At 56.4% G+C, this 21,575-nt stretch carries 20 protein-coding genes; 9 read left to right on the top strand and 11 right to left on the bottom strand.

Going from position 1 to position 21,575, the window contains the following annotated elements; genetic code table 11:
• Nucleotides 1-59 precede the first annotated feature (59 nt).
• The 3 genes from AB1462_RS19300 to ycaC form a co-directional block, all read right to left on the bottom strand.
• A complete protein-coding gene (locus tag AB1462_RS19300) occupies nucleotides 60-698 on the bottom strand; it encodes a hypothetical protein (protein WP_259194668.1) in 639 nt (212 codons plus the stop codon).
• On the bottom strand, nucleotides 698-5,314 hold the full coding sequence (locus AB1462_RS19295; protein ID WP_367247634.1) for an RHS repeat-associated core domain-containing protein: 4,617 nt from the start codon (nucleotides 5,312-5,314) through the stop codon (nucleotides 698-700). The genes AB1462_RS19300 and AB1462_RS19295 overlap by 1 nt, the downstream gene beginning before the upstream one ends.
• A 251-nt stretch (nucleotides 5,315-5,565) precedes the next feature.
• Nucleotides 5,566-6,198 carry an isochorismate family cysteine hydrolase YcaC gene (gene ycaC, locus AB1462_RS19290; protein WP_027605204.1) on the bottom strand — a complete coding sequence of 211 codons (633 nt, stop codon included), beginning with the start codon at nucleotides 6,196-6,198 and terminating at the stop codon, nucleotides 5,566-5,568.
• Nucleotides 6,199-6,567: 369 nt separating this feature from the next.
• On the opposite strand from ycaC, the gene AB1462_RS19285 reads away from it, so the two are divergent.
• From AB1462_RS19285 to AB1462_RS19245, 9 genes are all read left to right on the top strand, one after another.
• The gene (locus AB1462_RS19285; RefSeq protein WP_090401881.1) at nucleotides 6,568-7,149 is read left to right on the top strand and encodes a YjfI family protein; all 582 of its coding nucleotides are present in this window, start codon (nucleotides 6,568-6,570) and stop codon (nucleotides 7,147-7,149) included.
• A gap of 17 nt (nucleotides 7,150-7,166) precedes the next feature.
• Complete coding sequence (locus AB1462_RS19280) at nucleotides 7,167-7,865, top strand: PspA/IM30 family protein (protein ID WP_259194148.1); 699 nt, start codon at nucleotides 7,167-7,169, stop codon at nucleotides 7,863-7,865.
• Between the two features lie 56 nt (nucleotides 7,866-7,921).
• Nucleotides 7,922-8,482: a rhomboid family intramembrane serine protease gene (locus tag AB1462_RS19275; RefSeq protein ID WP_259194149.1), complete on the top strand. Its 561-nt coding sequence runs from the start codon at nucleotides 7,922-7,924 to the stop codon at nucleotides 8,480-8,482.
• 72 nt (nucleotides 8,483-8,554) lie between these two features.
• Nucleotides 8,555-9,589 (top strand): ion channel, encoded by a 1,035-nt coding sequence (locus tag AB1462_RS19270; protein WP_090401884.1) that lies wholly within the window; start codon nucleotides 8,555-8,557, stop codon nucleotides 9,587-9,589.
• Nucleotides 9,576-10,250 carry a DUF2491 family protein gene (locus tag AB1462_RS19265; protein ID WP_090401885.1) on the top strand — a complete coding sequence of 225 codons (675 nt, stop codon included), beginning with the start codon at nucleotides 9,576-9,578 and terminating at the stop codon, nucleotides 10,248-10,250. The genes AB1462_RS19270 and AB1462_RS19265 overlap by 14 nt, the downstream gene beginning before the upstream one ends.
• 15 nt (nucleotides 10,251-10,265) lie before the next feature.
• Nucleotides 10,266-10,694 (top strand): DUF350 domain-containing protein, encoded by a 429-nt coding sequence (locus AB1462_RS19260; RefSeq protein WP_024077626.1) that lies wholly within the window; start codon nucleotides 10,266-10,268, stop codon nucleotides 10,692-10,694.
• 18 nt (nucleotides 10,695-10,712) lie between these two features.
• Nucleotides 10,713-11,423, top strand: coding sequence for a DUF1190 domain-containing protein (locus AB1462_RS19255; RefSeq protein WP_090401886.1), 711 nt, complete (start codon nucleotides 10,713-10,715; stop codon nucleotides 11,421-11,423).
• 12 nt (nucleotides 11,424-11,435) lie between these two features.
• Nucleotides 11,436-12,593 carry a glutathionylspermidine synthase family protein gene (locus tag AB1462_RS19250; protein ID WP_259194150.1) on the top strand — a complete coding sequence of 386 codons (1,158 nt, stop codon included), beginning with the start codon at nucleotides 11,436-11,438 and terminating at the stop codon, nucleotides 12,591-12,593.
• A 440-nt stretch (nucleotides 12,594-13,033) separates the two neighbouring features.
• The gene (locus AB1462_RS19245; RefSeq protein WP_259194151.1) at nucleotides 13,034-14,083 is read left to right on the top strand and encodes a DNA adenine methylase; all 1,050 of its coding nucleotides are present in this window, start codon (nucleotides 13,034-13,036) and stop codon (nucleotides 14,081-14,083) included.
• Nucleotides 14,084-14,127: 44 nt separating this feature from the next.
• On the opposite strand, the gene AB1462_RS19240 is transcribed toward AB1462_RS19245, so the two are convergent.
• The 8 genes from AB1462_RS19240 to AB1462_RS19205 all read right to left on the bottom strand — a co-directional run bounded on the left by AB1462_RS19240 (nucleotide 14,128) and on the right by AB1462_RS19205 (nucleotide 21,528).
• A complete protein-coding gene (locus AB1462_RS19240; protein ID WP_259194152.1) occupies nucleotides 14,128-14,877 on the bottom strand; it encodes a type II restriction endonuclease in 750 nt (249 codons plus the stop codon).
• A gap of 480 nt (nucleotides 14,878-15,357) precedes the next feature.
• The gene (locus AB1462_RS19235; protein WP_259194153.1) at nucleotides 15,358-16,131 is read right to left on the bottom strand and encodes a S24 family peptidase; all 774 of its coding nucleotides are present in this window, start codon (nucleotides 16,129-16,131) and stop codon (nucleotides 15,358-15,360) included.
• A gap of 214 nt (nucleotides 16,132-16,345) precedes the next feature.
• On the bottom strand, nucleotides 16,346-16,873 hold the full coding sequence (gene ppa / locus AB1462_RS19230) for an inorganic diphosphatase (protein ID WP_090401892.1): 528 nt from the start codon (nucleotides 16,871-16,873) through the stop codon (nucleotides 16,346-16,348).
• Nucleotides 16,874-16,981: 108 nt separating this feature from the next.
• The gene (locus AB1462_RS19225) at nucleotides 16,982-17,797 is read right to left on the bottom strand and encodes a zinc-dependent peptidase (RefSeq protein WP_090401893.1); all 816 of its coding nucleotides are present in this window, start codon (nucleotides 17,795-17,797) and stop codon (nucleotides 16,982-16,984) included.
• A gap of 6 nt (nucleotides 17,798-17,803) precedes the next feature.
• On the bottom strand, nucleotides 17,804-18,460 hold the full coding sequence (locus tag AB1462_RS19220) for a DedA family protein (protein ID WP_259194155.1): 657 nt from the start codon (nucleotides 18,458-18,460) through the stop codon (nucleotides 17,804-17,806).
• A 293-nt stretch (nucleotides 18,461-18,753) separates the two neighbouring features.
• Entirely contained in the window at nucleotides 18,754-19,212 is a 459-nt protein-coding gene (locus AB1462_RS19215; protein ID WP_090401895.1) for an N-acetyltransferase, read from the bottom strand.
• Nucleotides 19,213-19,303: 91 nt separating this feature from the next.
• Nucleotides 19,304-20,137: an ethanolamine ammonia-lyase subunit EutC gene (gene eutC, locus AB1462_RS19210; protein ID WP_145336749.1), complete on the bottom strand. Its 834-nt coding sequence runs from the start codon at nucleotides 20,135-20,137 to the stop codon at nucleotides 19,304-19,306.
• On the bottom strand, nucleotides 20,134-21,528 hold the full coding sequence (locus tag AB1462_RS19205) for an ethanolamine ammonia-lyase subunit EutB (RefSeq protein WP_090401897.1): 1,395 nt from the start codon (nucleotides 21,526-21,528) through the stop codon (nucleotides 20,134-20,136). Before AB1462_RS19205 ends, eutC begins: the two co-directional genes overlap by 4 nt.
• Nucleotides 21,529-21,575: the final 47 nt, after the last annotated feature.

Here is a 21,575-nt window from a genome sequence, read left to right as displayed (position 1 = left end):
TACGTTGGGTGGTCGCTAAAATTTGAATTTTTGATCTGGAAAGGCTGTTGCGTTTTCAATCATATCTTTTCAACGCTGTATCCTTCTGAAGTTACTATAAAAATAATCTCTCTGCTCGTGGTTGCTTTGAAGCAATAAGTTTCCGTATTTTGCAGAGGGGTAATGCATTTTGCGTCTTCTAAAAGCGTAGGGTCTCCTTCTTTAAAAAGGCCATCTGTTTCGGTTCCAATCGCGCTAATGCCTTTGAATGCTACGGGGTTGTGAAAGGTGATTAGTAGAAGTTCATCTTGCTGGTTGGTAAAAACCACCAGTAATTCGTTACGCTTGCACGTTACTTGTTGAATGGTTCCCTTCGAGACTTCCGGTACTTCTGTTTCAGGTGTTTTTTTATTCAAGGGTTGATCGGGTTTCCAAAATTTCAAGTCGGAAAAATGTCTCTCTATATCATCCAGTTCGTCATCGCCGAGAGAGTCGTCAAAGTGTTGAGAAATTATCGTGCGTACCTTTGACAATCGTTGGGTAACGGCACAGTCATCGATAAAGTCAGTGGTCGCTTTGCGATACTCTTCCAGCGCGCCAGGTTTTTCAGCATAAAAGCTGCCCATTTTGTGTAGGGATATAAGTATGTATTCAATTTCTTTAAGGGCGTCAAGTGCTTCTTTTCCGGTAAGAACTATTTTTTGATTTTGCTCTAGCATTACTTTCTCCTCGTAAAGGTAGGGTTGTTTAATGTCAGGTTACCTTTTACGGTTAGTTCCATGGTGCTGTATCTGGGGTTTTTTACCAGTTCTAATTGTGACTCAGGTACGTCCGTTTCAATGTAATCTCGGCCTTTGCTTTTGTCGATCTGATATTTTTCCTGTGCATCTCTAGGACTTAGCACTTTGCTCTTTGCAGGTTCGAGATAGACTCTGTTGTTATCTTGGGCCAATATCACTCCTGTTTTTTCAATTCCTTTTGAGCCTGCTCTGCTTGTGTAATGCCGTACTCTGACGGTGGTGTCTTGTTTTGACGCGGGAGCGGGGAGCGTTGGCTCGCCATTGTTAGCTTTTGCGTGCTTTGTTGGGCTCTCAGCGTTGTAGGATGGTTTACATCCATCCCCACCTGGGCAGACGCTCAGTCCCAGGGGATCCACCCACCCAGTAGGGTTGGGCGCGTACAAGTACGCATTGATCCCGCCGCCCAACTTCACCGGGTCCGGCGTCAGGTAGCGACCAACATCCGGATTGTAGTAGCGATGACGGTTGTAGTGCAGCCCGCTTTCCTGATCAAAGTACTGACCCTGAAAACGTAGCGGGTTGTCGATTGTGCCTTTGTCGAGACGGCTGATCTGGCCGTAGGCGCGGTAGTGCGCGGACCACACGATGTCGCCGTCGGGGTCGGTGAGTTCCTGCGGTGTGCCGAGGTGGTCGAGTTGGTAGTGGAAGGCCTTCGTTTCCGTTGGTCCGAAGCCTTCCAATAAGGCTAACGGACGAAAGCTGTCGGGTTCATAGAGATAGCAGCGATGGCGGTCCGAATGGTGCTCGGCAATCAGCCTGTCGCCTTGCCAGAAAAACTCCGTGGTGATGCCGTCCACGGTTTTGCTGATGCGTCGCCCAAACGGGTCATAGCGATAGCTGGCGGTTTGGCCGTTGGGTTGGGTGATGCCGATCAGGCGGTGCTGGCAGTCGTAGCGGTATTCGGTGACCAGCATGTGCCCACGACCCCGCCGTTCACGGATCAGGTTGCCGAAGGCGTCATAGTCGTAGTGACGGTCGCCCTGGATCATCAGGCGGTTGCCGGCGACGATGTCGGGGCCGGGGCGGTCTTGCATCAGCAGGGTGCCGGCGGGGGTGTGGCCGAAGCGTTCCTGCAGGTCTTGGGAGTGGTCGGCGCGGGTGAGGCGGCCTACGGGGTCGCAGTGGTAGTGGTGTTCGCCTTTGCGGGTGTCGAGCAGGCGGGTGAGGTTGCCGGATTTGTCGTAGTCGTATTGGCGTTGGTAGAGGTGGTCTTGTTGCTGGGTGATCGCGTGGGCATGCAGGCGGTGCTGGTCGTCGTAGTGGTAGTGGCTGAGGAGTTGGCCTTGTTGGCGTTGGTGTTCCTGGCCGGCTTTGAATAGGTGAGAGGTCAGCAGCGTGCCATTTAACTCGACGGTGGCGAGGTGGCCGCCTTTGGCGCGGTTGAAAGTGAGGCGGTTGTTGTCGGGCAGGCGCAGGTGTTGAAGCTGGCCGCAGGCGTCGTAGCCGTAGCGCAAGGTGCCCCAGCCCTGGTGTTCGGCGGTGAGGCGGTTTTGGCGGTCGTATTCGTAGGCCAGCGCCCAATGGCCGTCGTCAACGCTGAGGAGGTTGCCCTGGCGGTCGTAGGCATATTCAACAAGGCTGCCGTCGGGCAGGTTTTTTCGTACGAGGCGTCCGGCGTGATCGCGCTCGTAGCGAGTAACGAGCTGACTGCCGTCGTCACCGTATTCGGTCTTTTCCTGCAGGTTGCCGTTGAGGTCGTAGACGTAGGCGGTGCGCTGCCCGTCAAAGCCGATTTCCTGCTGGATCAGGCCATTGGGGTGGTAATCAAGTCGGTAGGTCTCGCCGACCTCGTTTTCGATCTCGGTCAGCAATAACCGCACGTTGTCGTAGCGGTAGTTGACCTGAGTGCCATCAGCGTTGATGCGCCGACAGATCAGGTGCAACCCGTCGGCGTATTCGTAGCGGGTGACGTGGCCCAGTTCGTCGCGTTCGGCGGTGATTTTTCCGTAGGGGTTGTAGCTGTATTCCCGACATGCACCGCCTGGTAATACGACGCGAACCAACCGACCCACGCTGTCCCACTGATACTGGGTCAGCGCGCCATGCTCATCCTCGCGGGCAATCTGTCGCCCCAAGTCATCATAGCGATAACGCTTGATCCCGCCATTGGGCAACTGCTCTTCAACCAGTTGCCCCCGCTCATTCCGCACCAGCCGCTGGCAACTGTGATCGGGGTACCAAATCCCAACCAGTTGCCCATATTTGTCGTAGCTGTAATCCGTAACATGACCATCGGGATCGGTCTTGCGGATGACATCGCCCTGGTCATTGCGCTCGTACTTCCAGACCGCCTCACCACGGCGCATAACCCGTACGAAACCATTGTCATGCTCGTAGGACTTCGGCTCATCATCCCCGGGAAACAACGCCACCAAGCGTCCGGCTTCGTCGTACTGATACGCCGTCACAGCGCCCAGCGGATCCTGCTCAACCGTCAGCCGGCCTTTGGCGTCGTAGGATTTGAAGTGCTGCGCACCGTCCGGATCAATCCGTTGCACCAGTCGCGCCCGGTCGTCATGGACGTATACTTCCTGGCTACCATCGGCGTTATGCAGCGTGACCCGGCCGTCATCCCCCCAGGCATACCGCGTATCCATCTGGGAAAAACTGGCCCAATGCCGAACACATCGCGCGGCCTTGCCAGCCCGTTCCCACGCCCAAAAGAAACTCGCCCCACCGGCCAAGCCCCGCTCAAGAATGACGTGCTGATCGTCGTAGCGATAAACCTCGCTTTCGCCTACCGCATTGGTCGCCGAAACCAACCGGCCCAGGTCGTCATAGGCGTAGGAGACAAGGTTCTGCTCGGTCATCCACTCGAAGGGTTCATGCCCCTTGGCGCGCTGAACCTGATAGTCCACCGCCACGATGTGGCCGAACGCATAGCGCAGGAACAGCGAACGCCCGACACCGTTATCCAGCCGCTCAATCCGCCCCAGAAAATCCCGAGAAATCCGCAGCCGGTTGTCGTACGCATCACTGATCGAGACCAACACCCCGTCACGAAAGTGATAGAACCGCGACGTCTGGGCCAACACCAGCTCGTCCGGCGAAGCCCCTAAATAGATCGCTGCTTCGGCCAGGCTATTGGTGATGGCTGGTCGAGCAACAGTCGGCAGTGGAAACCCAATCGAGCGATTCTCATGGTCCGTCCACACCACCGAATCGCCCGACACCGCAAGCCGATGCGCCAGCGAATGACTCCAGCCAAACCCCAAGCCGCCATCCACTTCCACCGCACTGGTGCGGTACAACCGTGTCCACTCAAACGGCAAAATCCCGTCCAACGTGCCATCGGTCAGGGTGAGCAACTCCTCCCCGGTAACCATCGACACCGGGCAGCCGTTGGTGACGGTCTTATCCGAAGCCGCCGCCGCATCCCCGTTCGGGTTTTTCCCCGAAACAGGCACATCATCCACAGGCTCTTTTTGCTTCAGCACCGCGTTCTGCCGCGCCCGCCAGCGCATCTGCAGCGTGCCTTGCTTCACCCCGCCGACCACGCCGCGAACCGCTACCGCCTTGTAGCGATCCACCGACTGCATGAACTTCGTCAGAATCGCCAGCACGCTCTGAACAAAACCTACAGCCGCCTTAACAATCTGCGCGCCATACCTGGCCAGGCGCAGGCTCAAATACGCCACAGCCGCCGCCGGCAATGCGATGGTCAGCACCGCACCAATCACCAGGTCAATCAGCAACGACACCACAAGCCCAGCAGCCACCTGCGCAATCGCACTGGGCGGCAATGCGTCCAACCAGATCATCGCCGTGCGCACCAGCAGGAACAGCGCCGCTTCATCACTGGCGAGTAACATCGCCTGTTCCATGACCTTGGGCGCATCGGTGGCGATTTGCGCCAGCTTGGCCGCTTCAGCCCCCAGCTGTTCGACGTACTTCAACGGGTCTTCAAGCATCGCCTGCACCAGCTTGATGCTGTCCCACACGTCCCGGATCGCAGCCCAACTGCCCGCCAGCACGCCGCTGCCAATCGCACTGGCCGTGGATTGCTGCCAATGCGGCTTGAAGCCTTGCCACTGTTCGCGAAGCCACCGCTCCAGGTCCGCCGTCAGCCCGGCGTAGGAGACGAAGAGCGTATCCACCTGCTCCTCGGAAACACCGCCCTGTACCCGCACCTGATAGCGTCCGCCAGCGGCGCAGTGGTGTGAGCCCTTGCCATGCTCATCCAGCATGACCCGCGTGGAACTGCCGTCATCCAGCCCGATCACCTCCACCGAGATGTCGCCAATCGGCACGTCATACACCGAGTCGAATTTGCTCTCTATCTTCAGCTCGCCGCCCAACTGGCACACGGCAACACTGCCGATAAAGTTCGGATCGCTCATGCTCACGGTTGTCTGCGAGTCACCGAAGCGCAACACCCGATCCATCCCCAGCAACGACGGCATATCTGCCGCATGGCTCACCGAATCCAGCGCCTGCGAATACCAGGCGCCCATCTGCTGGCGATACATCACCAGGCTCTGATGAAAGCCATCCAGCTCATGTTCGATAGAGGCAATGTGGGAAGCGTGGGTCATCCGTGACGTCTCGGCAGAGGGCAAGGCGTCGGAGTCTGCCGCAGCAAAAAGCGGCTGGATGAACGGCGGGGAAAATCAGAAAGGGCTGACGAAGGTCGCGTAATAGTCAGCTCCCAATCACAGTTGAGGGCTACTTCAAATGGCGATCATGCTGATTGAAGAGCAGTGCGCTGTGGTTCTTTAAGTTGGAAGCTCGGTTGAATGACGAAAGCCTGCTTTTCAGGGCAGGCTTATCGCCAATCTCGGCTGACTTACTTCTGGTGAGCCGTCAGCGCCGCATACCCATTCATCAAGTTGCGATAGTTGGGAATGCGCTGGGACAACAGATTGCCCAGGCCTTCGATGTCGTTGCGCCAGTCGCGGTGCAGCTCACACGCCACCGAGAACCAGTTCATCAACTGTGCACCGGCCTGGGTCATCCGGCTCCACGCCGCCTGCTGCACGGTTGTGTTGAACGTGCCGGAAGCATCGGTCACCACAAACACCTCAAACCCTTCCGCCAGCGCCGACAAGGTCGGGAACGCTACGCACACATCTGTGACCACACCGGCAATGATGATCTGCTTGCGGCCGGTGGCCTTGATCGCCTTGACGAAGTCTTCATTGTCCCAGGCATTGATCTGGCCGGGGCGGGCGATGTATGGCGCGTCCGGGAACATCTCTTTCAACTCCGGCACCAGCGGGCCGTTGGGGCCTTGTTCGAAGCTGGTGGTGAGGATGGTCGGCAGGTTGAAGAACTTCGCCAGGTCAGCCAGGGCCAGCACGTTGTTCTTGAACTCGTTGGGTGAGAAGTCCTGGACCAGGGAAATCAGACCGGTCTGGTGGTCGACCAGCAGAACTACGGCGTCGTCTTTGTTCAAGCGGTTGTAGGTTGGAGTGCTCATGGTTGAATCCTTTTTTGTTTAGGTTGGTTGGGCGTTGCGTTCAACATGGGCACAGATTAATGGGTGGGTGATGGGGGATAAATCGGCTGGAATGGGTAATACCGTCAACTCAAAGGCGACAATCCGGAATTTGTCAGTAGGACTGATCCTTTTCGTGGTCGGGAAAGTAAGTCAAAAAATCTCACGCGTGAGCTATTGAGTGTGGCAAAAAATGCCTGTAGATTTTCTCACGCGTGAGTTTTTCACAGCGAGGTCAGTACCATGGAAAGCAGCTCTCCATCGAGTCCGCCTAAAGGGCCCGATACCGATTCAGCAAGCCTCAAGGGAGAGCGCTTGAAGCCGTCCGCCAAAAAGCCATCGAGCTTCTATATGAAGCAGATGCGTGCAGGCCTGGCGGCCGCCGGCTACGTGAAACACGAGACTTGGGTGCTTCCCGAAAATCGAAGCCTGCTCAAGCAGATGGAGAAACAGCTTCGCCAGCCGATTCTGGCTGGCTCATTCATGTCGGAGAATTTCATGAGCGCAGGTAACAACTGGAATATCGATCGTCTCTTCACCGCTCTTCAGGCCCTGGACGACGTGGTGTCCAAGGACATTACGCTTTCTCTCGTCCAAGGCTCCGAGTCCAGCATCAAGCTGGAAATGAACGACTTCGGTGGCTTGCCGATTTACATCGCGGTGGTGGGCGAGCAGATCATCGTTGACACCGTTCTAGTCGATGTCGAGTCCATCAACGATGTCGCTAAATTCAATGACGCGGTGTTGCGCAGCCGGGAAATGTTCCCGCTGTCCTCCATCGGTATCGAGTCCATGCCTAACGGGCAAGTTGTCTACAACATGTTCGGCGCGTTGAGCTCCGACTCCAGCCTGACCAATATCGTGACCGAGGTGAAAACCCTGGTCGACAACGTGCAGCGCGCCAGCGAAGCCTTTGAACGTTTCTTCAATTAAGTATTCGGGAGTATCCAATGACTCAGTCCATCTGGAGTAAATTGTTCACCGCGCTGCGTGGCGGTGCCAACGAAGTCGGCGAATCGATCGTCGACCAACAGGCCCTGCGCATCCTCGATCAGGAAATCCGCGATGCCGACACTGCGCTGGCCAACGCCAAGCGTGAGTTGGTCAGCATCATGGCCAAGCACAAATTGGCGACTGATCGCGTCAATGAGTACGACGCCAAGATCAAGGACCTGGAGTCCAAGGCAGTGGCTGCCCTGCAGGCCAATCGTGAAGACCTCGCCCTGGAAGTGGCCGAAGCCATTTCGAGCCTGACCAACGAGCGGGATGTCGAGCATAAGCAAGCCACCGAGTTTGGTGGCTATGCGGACAGCATGCGCAAGGACATCACCAAGGCCGAAAGCCGGATCAAAAGCCTGCGCCAGCAAGTGGATATGGCCAAGGCGCGCGATAGCGTACAGAAGGCCCAGGTCAGCGCTTCCATCGCCAGCGGCGGTGCCAACGGCAAGCTGGAAACCGCCGTCGGTACGCTGAATCGTTTGCAGGCCAAGCAGCAGCAACGCGCCGCTGAACTGCAAGCCCAGGATGAGCTGGTTGAGGCGTCCACGGGGACCGACCTGGAACGCAAGCTGCGCGACGCCGGCATCACGCCGAACGAAGGCAGCGCCAATGCGATTCTGGAGCGTCTGAAGCAAAAGTCGGCCGAGTAAGCAACGTCGCCGCAGGAAGGGCAGTACCTGCCCTTCTTTTTTACGTCGAGGTCAGGATGGATGCCCTGAAGGGTTTCAAGATAATCGCAGGCTTGGCTCTGTTTATGGTCGCGCTGCAACTGCTTAATGTGGCGACCGGTTACAGCCTCATGGCGTTCGGCCTGATCCCGAGAACGCTGCAGGGGCTGCCCGGCATCCTCACCTCACCGTTTTTGCACGGCTCGTTCGCCCACCTGAGCGCGAACCTGGTTGCCTTTTTGATCCTGGGCACCCTGGTGATTATCGAAGGGCTTAATCGCTTCGTTACCGTCAGCGCGATCATTATCCTGCTGGGCGGTTCGCTGGTCTGGCTGTTCGGATTTGCGGGCATACACGTGGGGGCCAGCGGCTGGGTCTTCGGGTTATGGGCCTACCTGTTGTCTCGCGCCTGGTTCCACCGGAGCTGGAGCAACCTGATAACGGCCGGTGTCGTGGCGGTACTGTATGGCGGCCTGATCCTTGGCTTCCTGCCTCGCCAGGGTGTTTCCTTCGAGGGGCATCTGTTTGGTGCATTCGCCGGATTTATTGCAGCCAAGGTACTTCTCTCCAAGCCACGCAGCAGGTTTAATGCCGGCTGAGCGCACTTGAGCATCCAGATGTCGATGCGGTGGCGTCATCGGGAATCAAGTACCCAGGGAGTCAGGGACGGAATGTCGATTTTTCTTTTGCTACGCATGTACGCCTCCTCCCTCTTTCACCGTTTCGGCTGGGCAGGCCTGGTCGTTGCCTTGGGTGTACACCTGAGCACGGCTTATCTGGGCCTGGTGTACCTGGGCGAACAACACCTCACCGCCCCCGCCACGTTTGTTTACTTCTATCTCACCACCACGCTGACCGTCGGTTATGGCGATCTTGCGCCACAGACCTCGGCGGGGCGCGTATTCGTGGCAACCTGGGTCATGCTCGGGGGCATTGCGCTGCTGACGGCAGCCATCGGCAAAACCACCAGCACTGTCATCGATGCATGGAGAAAAGGCATGAAGGGCAAAGGCGATTTCACCGGCAAAATCGGCCATACCGTGCTCATTGGCTGGGAGGGCGCGCCCAGTGAGCGGGTCATCGAGTTGTTGCTTCAAGACGAAACCTCGAACGACAACCTGATCGTCATCTGCGATTGCACCCTCGACGAAAACCCGATGCCGGGCAAAGCGGCGTTCATCCGTGGTGAAAGCCTGTCCTCCACAGCGCTATTGCTACGTGCCGGTGTGCCCGGTGCCGAGCGTGTGCTGGTGCGAACCCCGTCTGATGATCTGACGCTGGCCACCGTGCTGGCAGTGAATCAACTGAGCCCTGTCGGGCATGTAGTCGCCCACTTCAATGAAAGTGAAATTGCCGCACTGGCCAGCTCCTACGCGCCCAGCCTGGAATGCACGTCAAGCATGGCCATTGAGATGTTGGTGCGCGCCTCGCAGGATCCGGGCTCGTCGGTGGTCATTAATGAGCTGCTGTGCGTGGGGCAGGGTGCCACTCAATACCTGATGAGATTGCCCGAGGCGTTTGAAGCTACGTTCGGCGATCTGTACACCCAAATGAAAGAGCGCCACAACGCCACCCTCATCGGCTATCGCGCCAAGGGTGCATCGCAACCGTCGATCAACCCGCCCAGCGCCACGCGCGTTGAAGGCGGCGAACTCTTCTACATCGCCTCCACCCGCCTCAAGGAAATCTCCAATGGGATGGTTTAAACAGTTGATGGGGCTTGAGGCCCCGCAAGCGAATACACACTCAAAAGGCGCCGCCGCCGAACCCCTGCCGACCACCGGGCCGCTGGGCCTGGCTCCGGGCAAAGGCGTGATATTCGACACGACCCTGAAGTTGTTGCTCGACGGGAAAACCACGGTGGTTATCCCCGGCTCCCAGGAGATCTGGAGTAACGGCACCGTTGACCTCGGGCAGTCGACCTGGCTGTCGCGCTACTACATGAACGACGAAGATTACTGGTTGCAGGTGCACACCACGGGCGACATCGCCGGGCAGGTCGAGTCTGTGATCCTGTTCAACTACCTGAGTTACGTCACCCTCAGCAGCGAAGCTGAACTGCGCCGGCTGGCGGGGCCGCAGAGCCTGATCGGATTGCCGACCTACACCCACAACGGCGTCGAATACGCGCGCGTATGGGGCAGCGAGGATGGCCAGACAGAATTGGTGGCCATGAGCGAGCACGTGATAAACCCCGAGCACTCCTACAGCGTCGAGCACCGTTCGATGCTATATGCCCGTGACACAGGCCTGACCGATCGACGCGAGTTTCTGCTGTTCTCTGTCGAAGAAGACGCTGAAGGCACCGTCAGCCTGAGCACCTCGCTGGGCATTTCGCTGTACACAACCGACTTGAATGCGCTCTAAAAAAGGAAGAAGTCCATGCTAGAAGCTCTCTCCATCTCCCTGAACAAAGCCGCCGTCGTCGGCTTTGTCACCTACATTCTGGGGGCGGCGGTGCTGTTCGCACTGTTCCAGTTCATCTACACCCGCGTCACCCCGCACAAGGAGTTCGAGCTGATCCGGGCGGGCAACGTTTCCGCGGCCGTCGCCCTGGGCGGCGCCATCGTCGGTTTCGCCATTCCGGCCAGCAACGTGATTGCCTACTCGATCAGCATCCTCGACTTCGTCGTCTGGGCGGTGATCGCAGCCGTCGTCCAACTGTTGGCGTTTCTGCTGACCAGCCTCGTGCTCAAAGGCACTTCCGAGCGCATCAAGAGAGGCGAGCTCGCAGCGGGCATCTACGTGGCCGCCGTGGCCATCAGCGTCGGCATGTTGAATGCCGCCTGCATGACGCCTACCCAGAACTGATTGCGCACGGAGCTCCCGATGAAACGAAGCAAGTACGTCCAGCTTTCGCTGGCAGCGTCGGTCGCCATGGCGATATCCGGCTGTGGGCCGACGGAAAAAACCTACGATTTGCAGAAAAAGTACAACTTCCAGTCGGTTCAGCAATGTGCCGATGAAAAGCTTCCGGTGGACGTCTGTTCCGACGCCTACATGACCGCCATGGCCGAGCATCGCCGCATCGCCCCGGTATACGCCAGCCAGGCCGATTGCGATGCCGACTTTGTCGCCGGCTGGTGCCAGTTGGACTCCAATGGCCAGTTCATTCCCAAGCTGGGCGGTTTCGAACTGACCGCCGAAGGCCAGGTGACACAATCCCAGGTAGACGCTGCTAACGCACAGGCGGGTAACGCTCAGGCAAGCGGCGGCTCAGGCTTCTCCACCAGCAGCCTGCTGACCGGTCTGCTGATCGGCAACATGCTGAGCAGCAATCGCAATAGCTACCGCTCTGAGCCGGTGTATCGCTATCGCGATGATCGCGGTGATTACGGCAACTCGACGCTCAATCAGCGTGTCTCCAATGGCGCGACGTTTGGCCGCTCGAATCAGGCCCGTTACGGCAGCAGCAATTACACCAACACGCTGCGCTCCTCCAGCCAGTCGAGCTCCGTGGCGTCGGCCACCTCCCGTGGCGGCTTCGGCAGCAAGGCCAGCGCACGCGGTGGTTGGGGCGGCGGTGGGTCGAGCAGTTAAGGAAACCGGGCCATGAAGAAAATCCATTGCGCAGAGCGTCATGACTGGAAACAGACCGCTGAAAACCTTGGCTTTCTGTTCCATACCATCGACGGCGAACCCTACTGGGACGAAAGCGCGTATTACCAGTTCACGCTCAAGCAAATCGAGCACGACCTCGAAGACCCGACCACCGAGATCCACGACATGTGCATGGACCTCGTCGCCCGCGTGGTCCAGAGCGAAGAACTGCTCGAACGCCTGAGCATTCCCGCGCCGTTCTTCGACATGATCAAAACCTCATGGCTCGAAGGCCACCCGCACCTGTACGGGCGCATGGACTTCTCCTACAACGGCACCGGCCCTGCCAAGCTGCTGGAACTCAACTACGACACACCGACCAGCCTCTACGAGGCCGCGGCGTTCCAGTGGGGCTGGCTCGAGCAATGCATCGAACGCGGCCTGCTGCCCAAACATGCCGACCAGTTCAACAGCATCGACACCAAACTGCACCAGGCTTTCGCCCAACTGCAGGTCAACCAGCCTTTCTACTTCGCCTCGATGAAAGGGTCGACCGAAGACAAAGGCACCACCGACTACCTGCGCCTCGTCGCGGAAAAAGTCGGCATCGAATCACGCCACATCGACATCGAAGACATCGGCCTGACCAGCGAAGGCCGCTTCGTCGACCTTGAAGATCGCTGGATTCCTCACCTGTTCAAACTGCACGCCTGGGAATTCATCTTCCACGAGCCCTTTGGTTCGGCGATTGCCGAGAGTGACACGCAGTTTTTCGAGCCCGCGTGGAAATCCATCCTCTCCAACAAAGGCATCCTGCCGCTGCTGTGGGAATTCAACAAAGGCCATCCGAATTTGCTCGCCGCCCACCTGGATACCGAACCGGGTAAAGCCGTGCCAAAGGGTTGGGTGCGCAAGCCGTTTTTCTCACGGGAAGGGGCGAATATCGAACTGCAAACGGCTGATGGGCTGATCGTGAAAGAGGACGGTCCCTATACGGATGCGCCGTTTATTCTTCAGGAATTTGCGCCGTTGCCGCGGTTTGGGGACAGCTATACGTTGATTGGGTCTTGGGTGATTGGGGATCAGGCGGCGGGGATTGGGGTGCGGGAGGATAATAGTTTGATTACCAAGGATTCGAGCCGGTTTTTGCCGCATTTGATATTGGATTGAGGAAGTCTGCTGGGGTTTCTGGCTTGGTCGCGAAAGGACGGTGGTAATTATTTATTGCCCAGCTTTTTGCTATGGATAACGTTGTTTCGGATTCGCCCTCCTCGTCTGCGAACAATGCTTTGGTTTTGGCTCTCTTATGAGGGTTTAGTCTTAAATTGATAATAATAGGTGAAAGCCTGTGCGGAGTTAATTATTTGTTTGTTCTGAAAAGCGTGTGCGATTCGTGGTGTTAACTGTTTGTAGTGTGGGGATGAATTTTAATTTGCAGAGTTTGTTAAAGGTGGTCAGAGGGGGGAAGGGATTAAAAATAAGTGTATGCATGTGACATGTGCACTCCAGTGTGAGTTGTTACACTTATAAGGATATGTTTTTTCTGGTCGGTATTGGCGAATTTACCTGCATAATTACATCTGATATAGTGCGCCGATCAGGAGAAAAAAATGCTGCTACCACGCTTTCCCGCAACACGTTTTCAAGGGTCGAAAAGAAAGATTCTTCCAGAAATCTCAAAGCTCGTTGAGGCTGAAAGGTGCGATTCTATAATAGACTTGTACTCCGGGTCAGGGATCGTAGCATTGCTATTTCGTAGTATGGGAAAGAAAGTACTCGCGAATGACTATTTGAAATACAATCAAAACACAGCATCTCTCTTTTTGAGTTATACCAAGGATGAAGTAAATAACTTGGATCTAGATGCGGATTTGGATTTTTTACTTAAACACAGGGCGGATGATTTCGAGTCTATTGTGGCTGAGCAGTTTAAAGGTATCTACTTTAAAGAGCATGAAAATATTGAAGTGGATAATTTCTGTCAAAATATACTGATATATTCAGGCTTCAAAAAAAGTATTTATATTTATGCCGTCGGGCAAGCGTTGATAAAGAAGCGGCCCTATAATCTTTTTCATCGTGCTAATTTAGATATGAGAACCAAGGATGTTGTCAGGTCTTTTGGGAACGCGAAAACGTGGGAAACCTCTATAAAAGATCATGCTATTAAATGCATAAAAGAGCTGGCAGTGTTACCAGATATGGGCTCGAATCATAATATTGCTTCTTGTGTCGATACCGCCTGCTTAGAAATGCTTCCTCAAAATTATGACGTAGTCTATATGGATCCTCCTTATATGAATGGGAGGTCGGTGCCCGTCAATTACTCTGATTTTTATCATTTTCTAGAAGGGCTATGTGATTACAAGCTTTTTTTGAAAGGTGACTCGCGATACCCTCACAAACCCATTGTGAATATCGAAAGCGCCTGGCATAAGAAAGACTCCGCGCTCAAGCAATTAAGGTCCATCTGCGAGCACTTTTTTTCGTCTACAATAATTATGAGCTACAGAAGCGACGGTACTCCAAGCCCATTTGAAATTAGAGAGACTATGGAGTCGTGTGGGCGAGTAGTTGAAATACATACCGCAGGCGAATATAAATATGCGCTTAGCAAGAGTGTGGATAATGAAGAAATATTTATAATTGCGCGCGTGTAATCGTCTGATAAGGCGCGCAAGTTTACGTGTGCTTGCGCGAGCTTTTAAAGAAAACTCTTGAAGTCAGGATGAGCGAGCAGCTCCTCTTGAGTTTTAATGAGAGTTACAAAGTGATCGTAGTTCTGCCAATAGAAGTCGCAAGCGTCTTTTGCTCGAGAGAAATGAGAAAAAGGACCTTTTACAGTCGAGAAGTCTTGAGGGATTTTTAGCTTTATTGAGCCTATATTTGCCGTGTTACCACTTCCCGCTCTTAAACCCACTACATCTGTTTTTTCTCTTATAAATATACTTTGTAAGTCGTAAGGGCATTTTATATCACCGACCTTCGGTATATTAGTCAGGTCGTACTCTTCAAATGCGAGGTTTCGAGTGTATATAAAGCCTATTACCCAATGATCAGTGTAGGTTGAATAAGGGAATAAAATATTTTTTGTGTTATTTCTAATAAAAGATTTGTAGCTTCCCAGCGTGAAGACCAGGGGGCGGCCTTGAATGTGGTAGGTTGTCTTAATATCTATGGCGATACGTTGGATGACATTTCCAGAATTATCTAGCTTTGTTAGAGTGAAATCCGGATATGTTGTCTGGTTGGCATTAGCGACTGTAAAGCCGTGATCGAGCGCTATCGTTCTGAGTACTGGGCTGGACAGTCTTTCGAAGACAGTACTAATCACTTTGGTGTCAGAGTCTATGGGGTAAACACGATTTTGCTCATCGATAAAGCCCTGAATCTCCCAAGTCCAACCCACTGTATGATTGAAAAATTCTTTTTCAAAGTCATCAATTTTTATCACTGCTACCTCTACACTCTGCCCAATCAAAAAACATATGAAGCTTCATGACAAAATTCCGCGCGAGTTTCTAAGTTATTTTAAGTGTAGGATTTCGAGCTTCGCGTTTGATACGCGTTATTTCAGTTCTGTCCAGCCCGCGCTGCACAGCCAAATCTTCTTGCCCCACCTGTGTACTTTCCTTAAAAAAGCGAATTCGCTCACAAAATAGCGCTTGAATGTTCATTGCGCCATGATAATGGCTTTTTGGCTATGAGTCTTTGGTCTTATGTTTGAATTAAAAAGCCGGCTTGTGGCCGGCTTCTCTGTGACTGCCTCAGCTTGTTTTTGACAAACCTCAGCAGCCTTCAAATCGCTCAGCCCACATTGCGTCGGGCTGAATAGTAGGGGCATCCGCGGGAGCTCCTCCGCATCGCCGAGCAGGGTGAATAGCCGCAAAGCCACCCCCTGCCAAATGTGCGGCGCATGATACCCACATTCACTTCAGTTGCCCACCTCCGGATCCGATTTAGAGCCTTCCCAGCCCAAAAGGTGTTCATCCAGCGGCACGGGTGGGCGGCGGTTGTTGAGGGTGGACCACCAGAATACCCATCCCACGATCTGGAAGTTCTGTTCGAACCGTTGCTCGTGGGTCAGGTATTCATCCGGGTGTTCGCCGGCGTTGTGGCTGCGCATGCGCAAACCGCCCCCTGGGCGGTTGTAGAGGTATTTGATGCGTAGCATGCCATCGTGTTCGACGGCGTAGATTTCGCCGTCGATGATTTGGGTGCGGCCTTTGTCGATGGCGAGGGTGGCGCCTTGTTGGATGATGTCGATCATGCTGTTGTCGACCATGTAGGCGCCCAGGGCGCGGTCGGGGTTGACGTTGAGGGTTTCGAGGGTGTGCAGGGAGACGCGGATGCGTTCGGTTGAGGTGAAGGTGGGGTGGAGGTGGATCTCCACGTCGATTTTTTCCGGGCGGCAGGCGGGGCCTGTGAGGTATTTGCCACTTTCTTCGCGGGCGGGGAGTCCTTTCCTGGTGCTTGGGCCTTCCAGCAGGAAGTTGGCCGGTGGGTGTTTGGGGCCTTCGCCGGTGCGTAGCCAACGGCTGGAGATGCACAGCAGTTCTGCGATCTCGTTGAGTCGGCCCATGGGTACACCGCGTTTGAACCAGTTGTTCACGTGTTGAGGCGTGACACCACGGTTCTTGGCGAAGTCGGAGGCGGAAAGATGAACTTCCCTTAATAGCGCTTTTAAGCGGTCACCTGATGTATTCATAAACGCAGAGTTTACTGGCCGAGAAAACACATCAAATAAACCATGCGTTGAGTTAGGCCTGTAGGTTTTTGCTTAGTTGTAGCTTGGTACTTCGGATTTGAAGGATGGTTAAACTAAGTTTATAAAAAGTTGAACTTGTCGTTTAATTTTTCCCACAAAAAAAGCCCCGAATGATCGGGGCTTTTTCAATTGCCGAGGCAATGAGTAGCGGGTATCAGCCTTTGTAGGCAGCGACCGACTTCAGGATCTCGGCGCGGGCGGCGTCTGCGTTGCCCCAACCGTCGATCTTCACCCATTTGCCTTTTTCGAGGTCTTTGTAGTTCTCGAAGAAGTGCTTGATCTGTTCCAGCAGCAGTGGCGGCAGGTCGGTGTATTCCTTCACGTCCACGTACAGCTGGGACAGCTTGTCGTGGGGTACCGCGATAACTTTGGCATCGCCGCCGCCGTCGTCGGTCATGTGCAGGATGCCGACTGGACGAGCGCGGATGACTGAGCCTGGGGTAACCGGGTAAGGGGTTACGACCAGTACGTCGAGGGGGTCACCGTCGTCGGCCAGGGTGTTCGGGATAAAACCGTAGTTGGCCGGGTAGAACATCGGGGTGGCCATGAAACGGTCAACGAACAGGCAGTCGCTGTCTTTGTCGATTTCGTATTTGATCGGCGCGTGGTTGGCCGGAATCTCGATGGCGACGTAGATGTCGTTCGGCAGGTCTTTGCCAGCCGGAATCTTGCTGTAGCTCATTGGGCGTTGCCCCCGTAGTTGGCCATATGACATGGCCGGATTGGCCTAAAAGTGGCGGCGATTATAGGCATATTCTGACGGCGATGCCATGCGCCAGACGTCGTACGGTCATTCGCCTTGTGGCTGATAACGCGGGTCGTGCGCTTGCAGTTGGGTCAGGCGGGCCAAGGGATCCTGGCGGTAAAAGCGGCTGAGTTGGGCGTACACCTGTGGATAACTGTTGACGAGTAAATCCGGGGCGCTGAAAAAATATTCGCTGGTGACCGCAAAGAACTCCGCCGGGTTTTCCGCCGCGTACGGGTCTATCTCCGTCTCGGCATCGGGGTTGGCGTCCAGTTGGCGATTGAGGTCGTCATACGCGCTCTGCATCACGCTGGCCCACTCCTGCACGCGCATGTCGTGGTGCAGCGGCGGCAGGCCGTTGGCGTCGCCGTTGAGCATGTCGAGCTTATGCGCCAGTTCGTGGATCACCAGGTTGTAGCCTTCCCACTGACCGCTGGCGAGCACGCCGGGCCAGGCGAGGATCACCGGGCCTTGCTGCCAGGCTTCGCCGCTGTGTTCGCCGTCCCACTCGTGTTCAATGCCACTGCTGTCGCGATGGCGTTGGGGGCTGAGGAAGTCGTCGGGGTACAGCACGATTTCATGGAAACCCTGGTACCAGTCGAGGTCGCCGAGGTTCATCAATGGCAATTGCGCCTGGGCGGCGAGCAGCAGGCGTTGTTCCTGGTGCAGGTCGACGCCGGGCAGGGCGGTGAGGTGTTTTTCGGCGAGGAACACCACGCAGGCTTCGCGCAGCCACTGGTCCTGCTCGGCGCTGATGCCGTCGAGGAAGGTCAGGTGGTGGCGCACCCGCTGCCAGGTGTCATCGGCAATCGGGTGCTTGGCCAGCAGGCGCCGGCGACGCCAGGCGCTAAGGGACCACATGCCGGGTTACTGCGGCTTGGCTTCTGAAGAGGTGCGGCCAAAGCGGCTGCGGAACACACCAATGATCATCGGCACCAGCGACAGCAGGATGATGAACACCACCAGCAGCGAGAGGTTTTTCTTGATAAACGGCACGTTGCCGAAGAAGTAGCCCAGGGTCACCAGGCCGCCAACCCAGAGGATGGTGCCCAGCACGCTGAAACCGAAGAACCGTGCATAGGGCATTTTCGCGATGCCGGCGACGAACGGCGCAAAGGTACGCAGGATCGGCAGGAAGCGCGCCAACGTCACGGTTTTGCCGCCGTGCTTGTCGTAGAAATCGTGGGTTTTTTGCAGGTAGTCGCGGCGGAAGATTTTCGAGTTCGGGTTGCTGAACAGGCGTTCTCCCGCCGTTCGCCCGATCACGTAGTTGGTGCTGTCGCCGAGGATTGCCGCCAACATCAAAAGCCCGCCCAACAAGACCGGGTCCATGCCGCCGCCCGCAGCGACGGCGCCGGCGATAAACAGCAACGAATCACCCGGCAGGAACGGCATGACCACCAGGCCGGTTTCGCAAAAGATGACGAGGAACAGAATGGCGTATATCCACGGACCATAATTGGTTACCAGCATGTCGAGGTACACGTCGAGATGCAGGATAAGGTCGAGCGGGTTGAAATCCATGGATGGCACCTGTGTGAATAGCCCGGCTCAGCAGGCTTGTGCGGAAGCTCGGGTAATAAGGCTACAAGTGTATGTAGTGTTTCTTACAACCCTGAAAGGTCCGCATTATACGGATTGAGAGGTGAAAAGCGTGTTGGTTTTGTAGCGGGGGATGTCGCGGTGTGCGGTGCGCTGGACGCCACGGAATCAGCTGTGGGAGGGCGTTTGCCCCCGATGGGGCAGTGTCAGTTATAAATAGTCTGACTGAAAAGCCGCTATCGGGGGCAAGCCACCTCCCACAAGGTGTCAGGCAATCAGTCTTCGCTGATCGGCAAGGTGTAGTTCTTGAACTCGGTATCCTCACGAAAACCGATCGACTCGTACGTCTTCTGTGCCACTTGGTTATCACTGCTGGTCGATACTCGCAGCCGCACCGCGTGAGTCTCCTTGGCCATTTTCTTCGCCGTGCGTATCAGGTTATCCGCCACCAGTTGGCGGCGCGCGTCTTCGGCTACATAGATGTCGTTGAGGATCCACACACGTTTAAGCGACAGCGAGGAAAAACTCGGGTAAAGCTGGCAGAACCCGAGCAAGCGTTTGTCGTCGTCATCGGGCAGCGCCAGGTAGATCACCGACTCCTTGCGGCGCAGGCGCTTTTCCAGAAAGGCCCGTGACGAATCCGGAAAGGGCAGGGCCCCATAGAACTCGCGGTACTTGACGAACAACGGGGTCAACAGGTCCAGGTGTTCCAGGGTCGCTTGAGTAATCCGCATGCCAGGCCTCAACTTCCAAATGGGTATGACCACACAAGCGGCCGTGACTTGATGCTGCCTAAAGACGCGAAAAAGCGCAATCGTGCCGGGATCAGTCGGTGGGTGGGCTGAGCAGGAAGTTGCCCTTCATCAGGTCCGGGTCGTCGGATTCGATCGTCTGAACCTGCGCCTCGTCCTTCAGGTTGACCCCCGACAGCTGTCGGCGACACGCCTCTCGCATCAAGTACAGCAGGCGATGGGCCGCCATGCCATAGCTCAAGCCTTCCAGGCGTACATTGGAGATGCAGTTGCGATAGGCATCGGTGAGGCCGACCTTGGGGTTGTAGGTGAAATACAGGCCCAGGCTGTCCGGCGAGCTGAGCCCCGGCCGTTCACCGATGAGGATCACCACCATCTTGGCGCCGAGCAGTTGCCCGATTTCGTCGGCCACCGCCACGCGGCCCTGTTCCACCAGGATTACCGGCGACAAGGACCACCCTTCGGCGTGGGTCTGTTCTTCCATACGCGTCAGAAACGGCAACGTATGTTTATGCACCGCCAGCGCCGACAGACCATCAGCCACCACGACCGCCAAGTCCATGCCGCCGGGATGCGCAGCCGCGTAATCCCGCAGGCTCTGGGCCGACTCATCACTCAAGCGCCGCCCCAGGTCCGGGCGTTGCAGATAGCTATGCCGGTCGGTTGCGGCACTGTGCAGCAACAGGCTATCGCGCCCACGTTCGGCCAGTTGACTGCTCAGGCCGGCATGGTCGAAAGGCAGGTGCACCGCGTCCCGCGCCTGGGCGTGGGCAAATTGAAAGTCCAGTTGGGCGTTGGTGGGAATGCTGGTGCCGGTGCGGCCCAGGGCAATCCGCGCCGGGGTCAGGCGGCGCAGTTCCAGCCACGGGTTTTCAGGCAGGTCGAGTTGCACAGGTGGCTCCTTCATCCCAATTGCGCCAAAGCATGGCGAAACGCCGGTGGCAAGCTGTTGCCGAAGCGCACCTTGCCGTCGGCTTGCGTAAAGATGCCCATTTTGGCCAGCCACTGTTCAAACTCCGGCGCCGGCTTTAAACCCAGGGTCTGGCGAGCGTACAAGGCGTCGTGGAACGAGGTGGTCTGGTAGTTGAGCATGATGTCGTCGGAGCCGGGGATGCCCATGATGAAGTTGATCCCGGCGACGCCCAGCAGGGTCAGCAGGGTGTCCATGTCGTCCTGGTCTGCTTCGGCATGGTTGGTGTAGCAGATGTCGCACCCCATGGGCACGCCCAGCAGCTTGCCGCAGAAGTGGTCTTCAAGGCCTGCGCGAATGATCTGTTTGCCGTTGTACAGGTACTCGGGGCCGATAAAGCCGACCACGGTATTGACCAGGAACGGCTTGAAATGCCGGGCCACCGCATAGGCGCGGGTTTCGCAGGTTTGCTGGTCGACGCCAAAGTGTGCGTTAGCCGACAAGGCGCTGCCCTGGCCGGTTTCGAAATACATCAGGTTCTGCCCCAGAGTGCCCCGGTTCAGGCTCAAGCCCGCCTCGTAGCCTTCCTGCAGCACGCTCAGGCTGATGCCGAAACTGGCATTGGCCGCCTCGGTGCCGGCAATCGACTGGAACACCAGGTCCAGCGGCACGCCGCGGTTGATGGCTTCGATGGAGGTGGTGACGTGGGTCAGCACGCAAGCCTGGGTGGGGATTTCGTAGCGCTGGATGATGGCGTCGAGCATCTCCAGCATGGCGCAGATCGAGGCGATGCTGTCGGTGGCCGGGTTGATGCCGATCATGGCGTCGCCGTTACCGTAGAGCAGGCCGTCGAGAATGCTCGCAGCGATGCCCGCCGGCTCGTCGGTCGGGTGGTTGGGTTGCAGGCGGGTCGACAGGCGCCCGCGCAGTCCCATGGTGCCGCGAAACTGAGTGACCACCCGGATCTTCTGCGCCACCAGTACCAGGTCCTGCACGCGCATGATCTTGGACACGGCTGCAGCCATTTCCGGTGTCAGCCCCGGCGCCAATGCGCGTAGGGATTGTTCATCGGCGGCGTCGCTGAGCAGCCAGTCGCGCAGGCCGCCGACGGTCAGGTGGCTGACCACGGCGAAAGCCTGCTTGTTGTGGGTGTCGATGATCAGCCGGGTGACTTCATCGCTTTCATAGGGGATCAGCGCTTCTTCGAGGAAGTGTTTCAACGGGATATTCGCCAGCGCCATTTGCGCCGCCACCCGCTCACCGTCGTTCTGCGCGGCGACGCCGGCGAGAAAGTCCCCGGAGCGCGCGGGACTGGCCTTGGCCATCACGTCCTTGAGGCTGTCGAAACGGTAGGTTTGTGCACCCACCGCGTGGGAAAAGCTTGCCATACAGTGTCTCCTTGACGACGCGGGCAGGAGAGGAGCCCGCGTCGAGG

Origin of the sequence: Pseudomonas sp. SB113 (assembly GCF_040754745.1) — a bacterium.
Taxonomy (GTDB): Bacteria; Pseudomonadota; Gammaproteobacteria; order Pseudomonadales; family Pseudomonadaceae; genus Aquipseudomonas; species Aquipseudomonas grimontii.
Note: the sequence above shows the minus strand (reverse complement) of the source record. Positions and strands in the feature narration are given on the sequence as shown.

Excerpts from the sequence above, each read along its gene's own strand:
- AB1462_RS19300 (WP_259194668.1), bottom strand. The coding sequence starts at position 698 with ATGCTAGAGCAAAATCAAAAAATAGTTCTTACCGGAAAAGAAGCACTT.
- AB1462_RS19295 (WP_367247634.1), bottom strand. The coding sequence starts at position 5,314 with ATGACCCACGCTTCCCACATTGCCTCTATCGAACATGAGCTGGATGGC.
- ycaC (WP_027605204.1), bottom strand. The coding sequence starts at position 6,198 with ATGAGCACTCCAACCTACAACCGCTTGAACAAAGACGACGCCGTAGTT.
- AB1462_RS19285 (WP_090401881.1), top strand. The coding sequence starts at position 6,568 with ATGAAGCAGATGCGTGCAGGCCTGGCGGCCGCCGGCTACGTGAAACAC.
- AB1462_RS19280 (WP_259194148.1), top strand. The coding sequence starts at position 7,167 with ATGACTCAGTCCATCTGGAGTAAATTGTTCACCGCGCTGCGTGGCGGT.
- AB1462_RS19275 (WP_259194149.1), top strand. The coding sequence starts at position 7,922 with ATGGATGCCCTGAAGGGTTTCAAGATAATCGCAGGCTTGGCTCTGTTT.
- AB1462_RS19270 (WP_090401884.1), top strand. The coding sequence starts at position 8,555 with ATGTCGATTTTTCTTTTGCTACGCATGTACGCCTCCTCCCTCTTTCAC.
- AB1462_RS19265 (WP_090401885.1), top strand. The coding sequence starts at position 9,576 with ATGGGATGGTTTAAACAGTTGATGGGGCTTGAGGCCCCGCAAGCGAAT.
- AB1462_RS19260 (WP_024077626.1), top strand. The coding sequence starts at position 10,266 with ATGCTAGAAGCTCTCTCCATCTCCCTGAACAAAGCCGCCGTCGTCGGC.
- AB1462_RS19255 (WP_090401886.1), top strand. The coding sequence starts at position 10,713 with ATGAAACGAAGCAAGTACGTCCAGCTTTCGCTGGCAGCGTCGGTCGCC.
- AB1462_RS19250 (WP_259194150.1), top strand. The coding sequence starts at position 11,436 with ATGAAGAAAATCCATTGCGCAGAGCGTCATGACTGGAAACAGACCGCT.
- AB1462_RS19245 (WP_259194151.1), top strand. The coding sequence starts at position 13,034 with ATGCTGCTACCACGCTTTCCCGCAACACGTTTTCAAGGGTCGAAAAGA.
- AB1462_RS19235 (WP_259194153.1), bottom strand. The coding sequence starts at position 16,131 with ATGAATACATCAGGTGACCGCTTAAAAGCGCTATTAAGGGAAGTTCAT.
- ppa (WP_090401892.1), bottom strand. The coding sequence starts at position 16,873 with ATGAGCTACAGCAAGATTCCGGCTGGCAAAGACCTGCCGAACGACATC.
- AB1462_RS19225 (WP_090401893.1), bottom strand. The coding sequence starts at position 17,797 with ATGTGGTCCCTTAGCGCCTGGCGTCGCCGGCGCCTGCTGGCCAAGCAC.
- AB1462_RS19220 (WP_259194155.1), bottom strand. The coding sequence starts at position 18,460 with ATGGATTTCAACCCGCTCGACCTTATCCTGCATCTCGACGTGTACCTC.
- AB1462_RS19215 (WP_090401895.1), bottom strand. The coding sequence starts at position 19,212 with ATGCGGATTACTCAAGCGACCCTGGAACACCTGGACCTGTTGACCCCG.
- eutC (WP_145336749.1), bottom strand. The coding sequence starts at position 20,137 with ATGAAGGAGCCACCTGTGCAACTCGACCTGCCTGAAAACCCGTGGCTG.
- AB1462_RS19205 (WP_090401897.1), bottom strand. The coding sequence starts at position 21,528 with ATGGCAAGCTTTTCCCACGCGGTGGGTGCACAAACCTACCGTTTCGAC.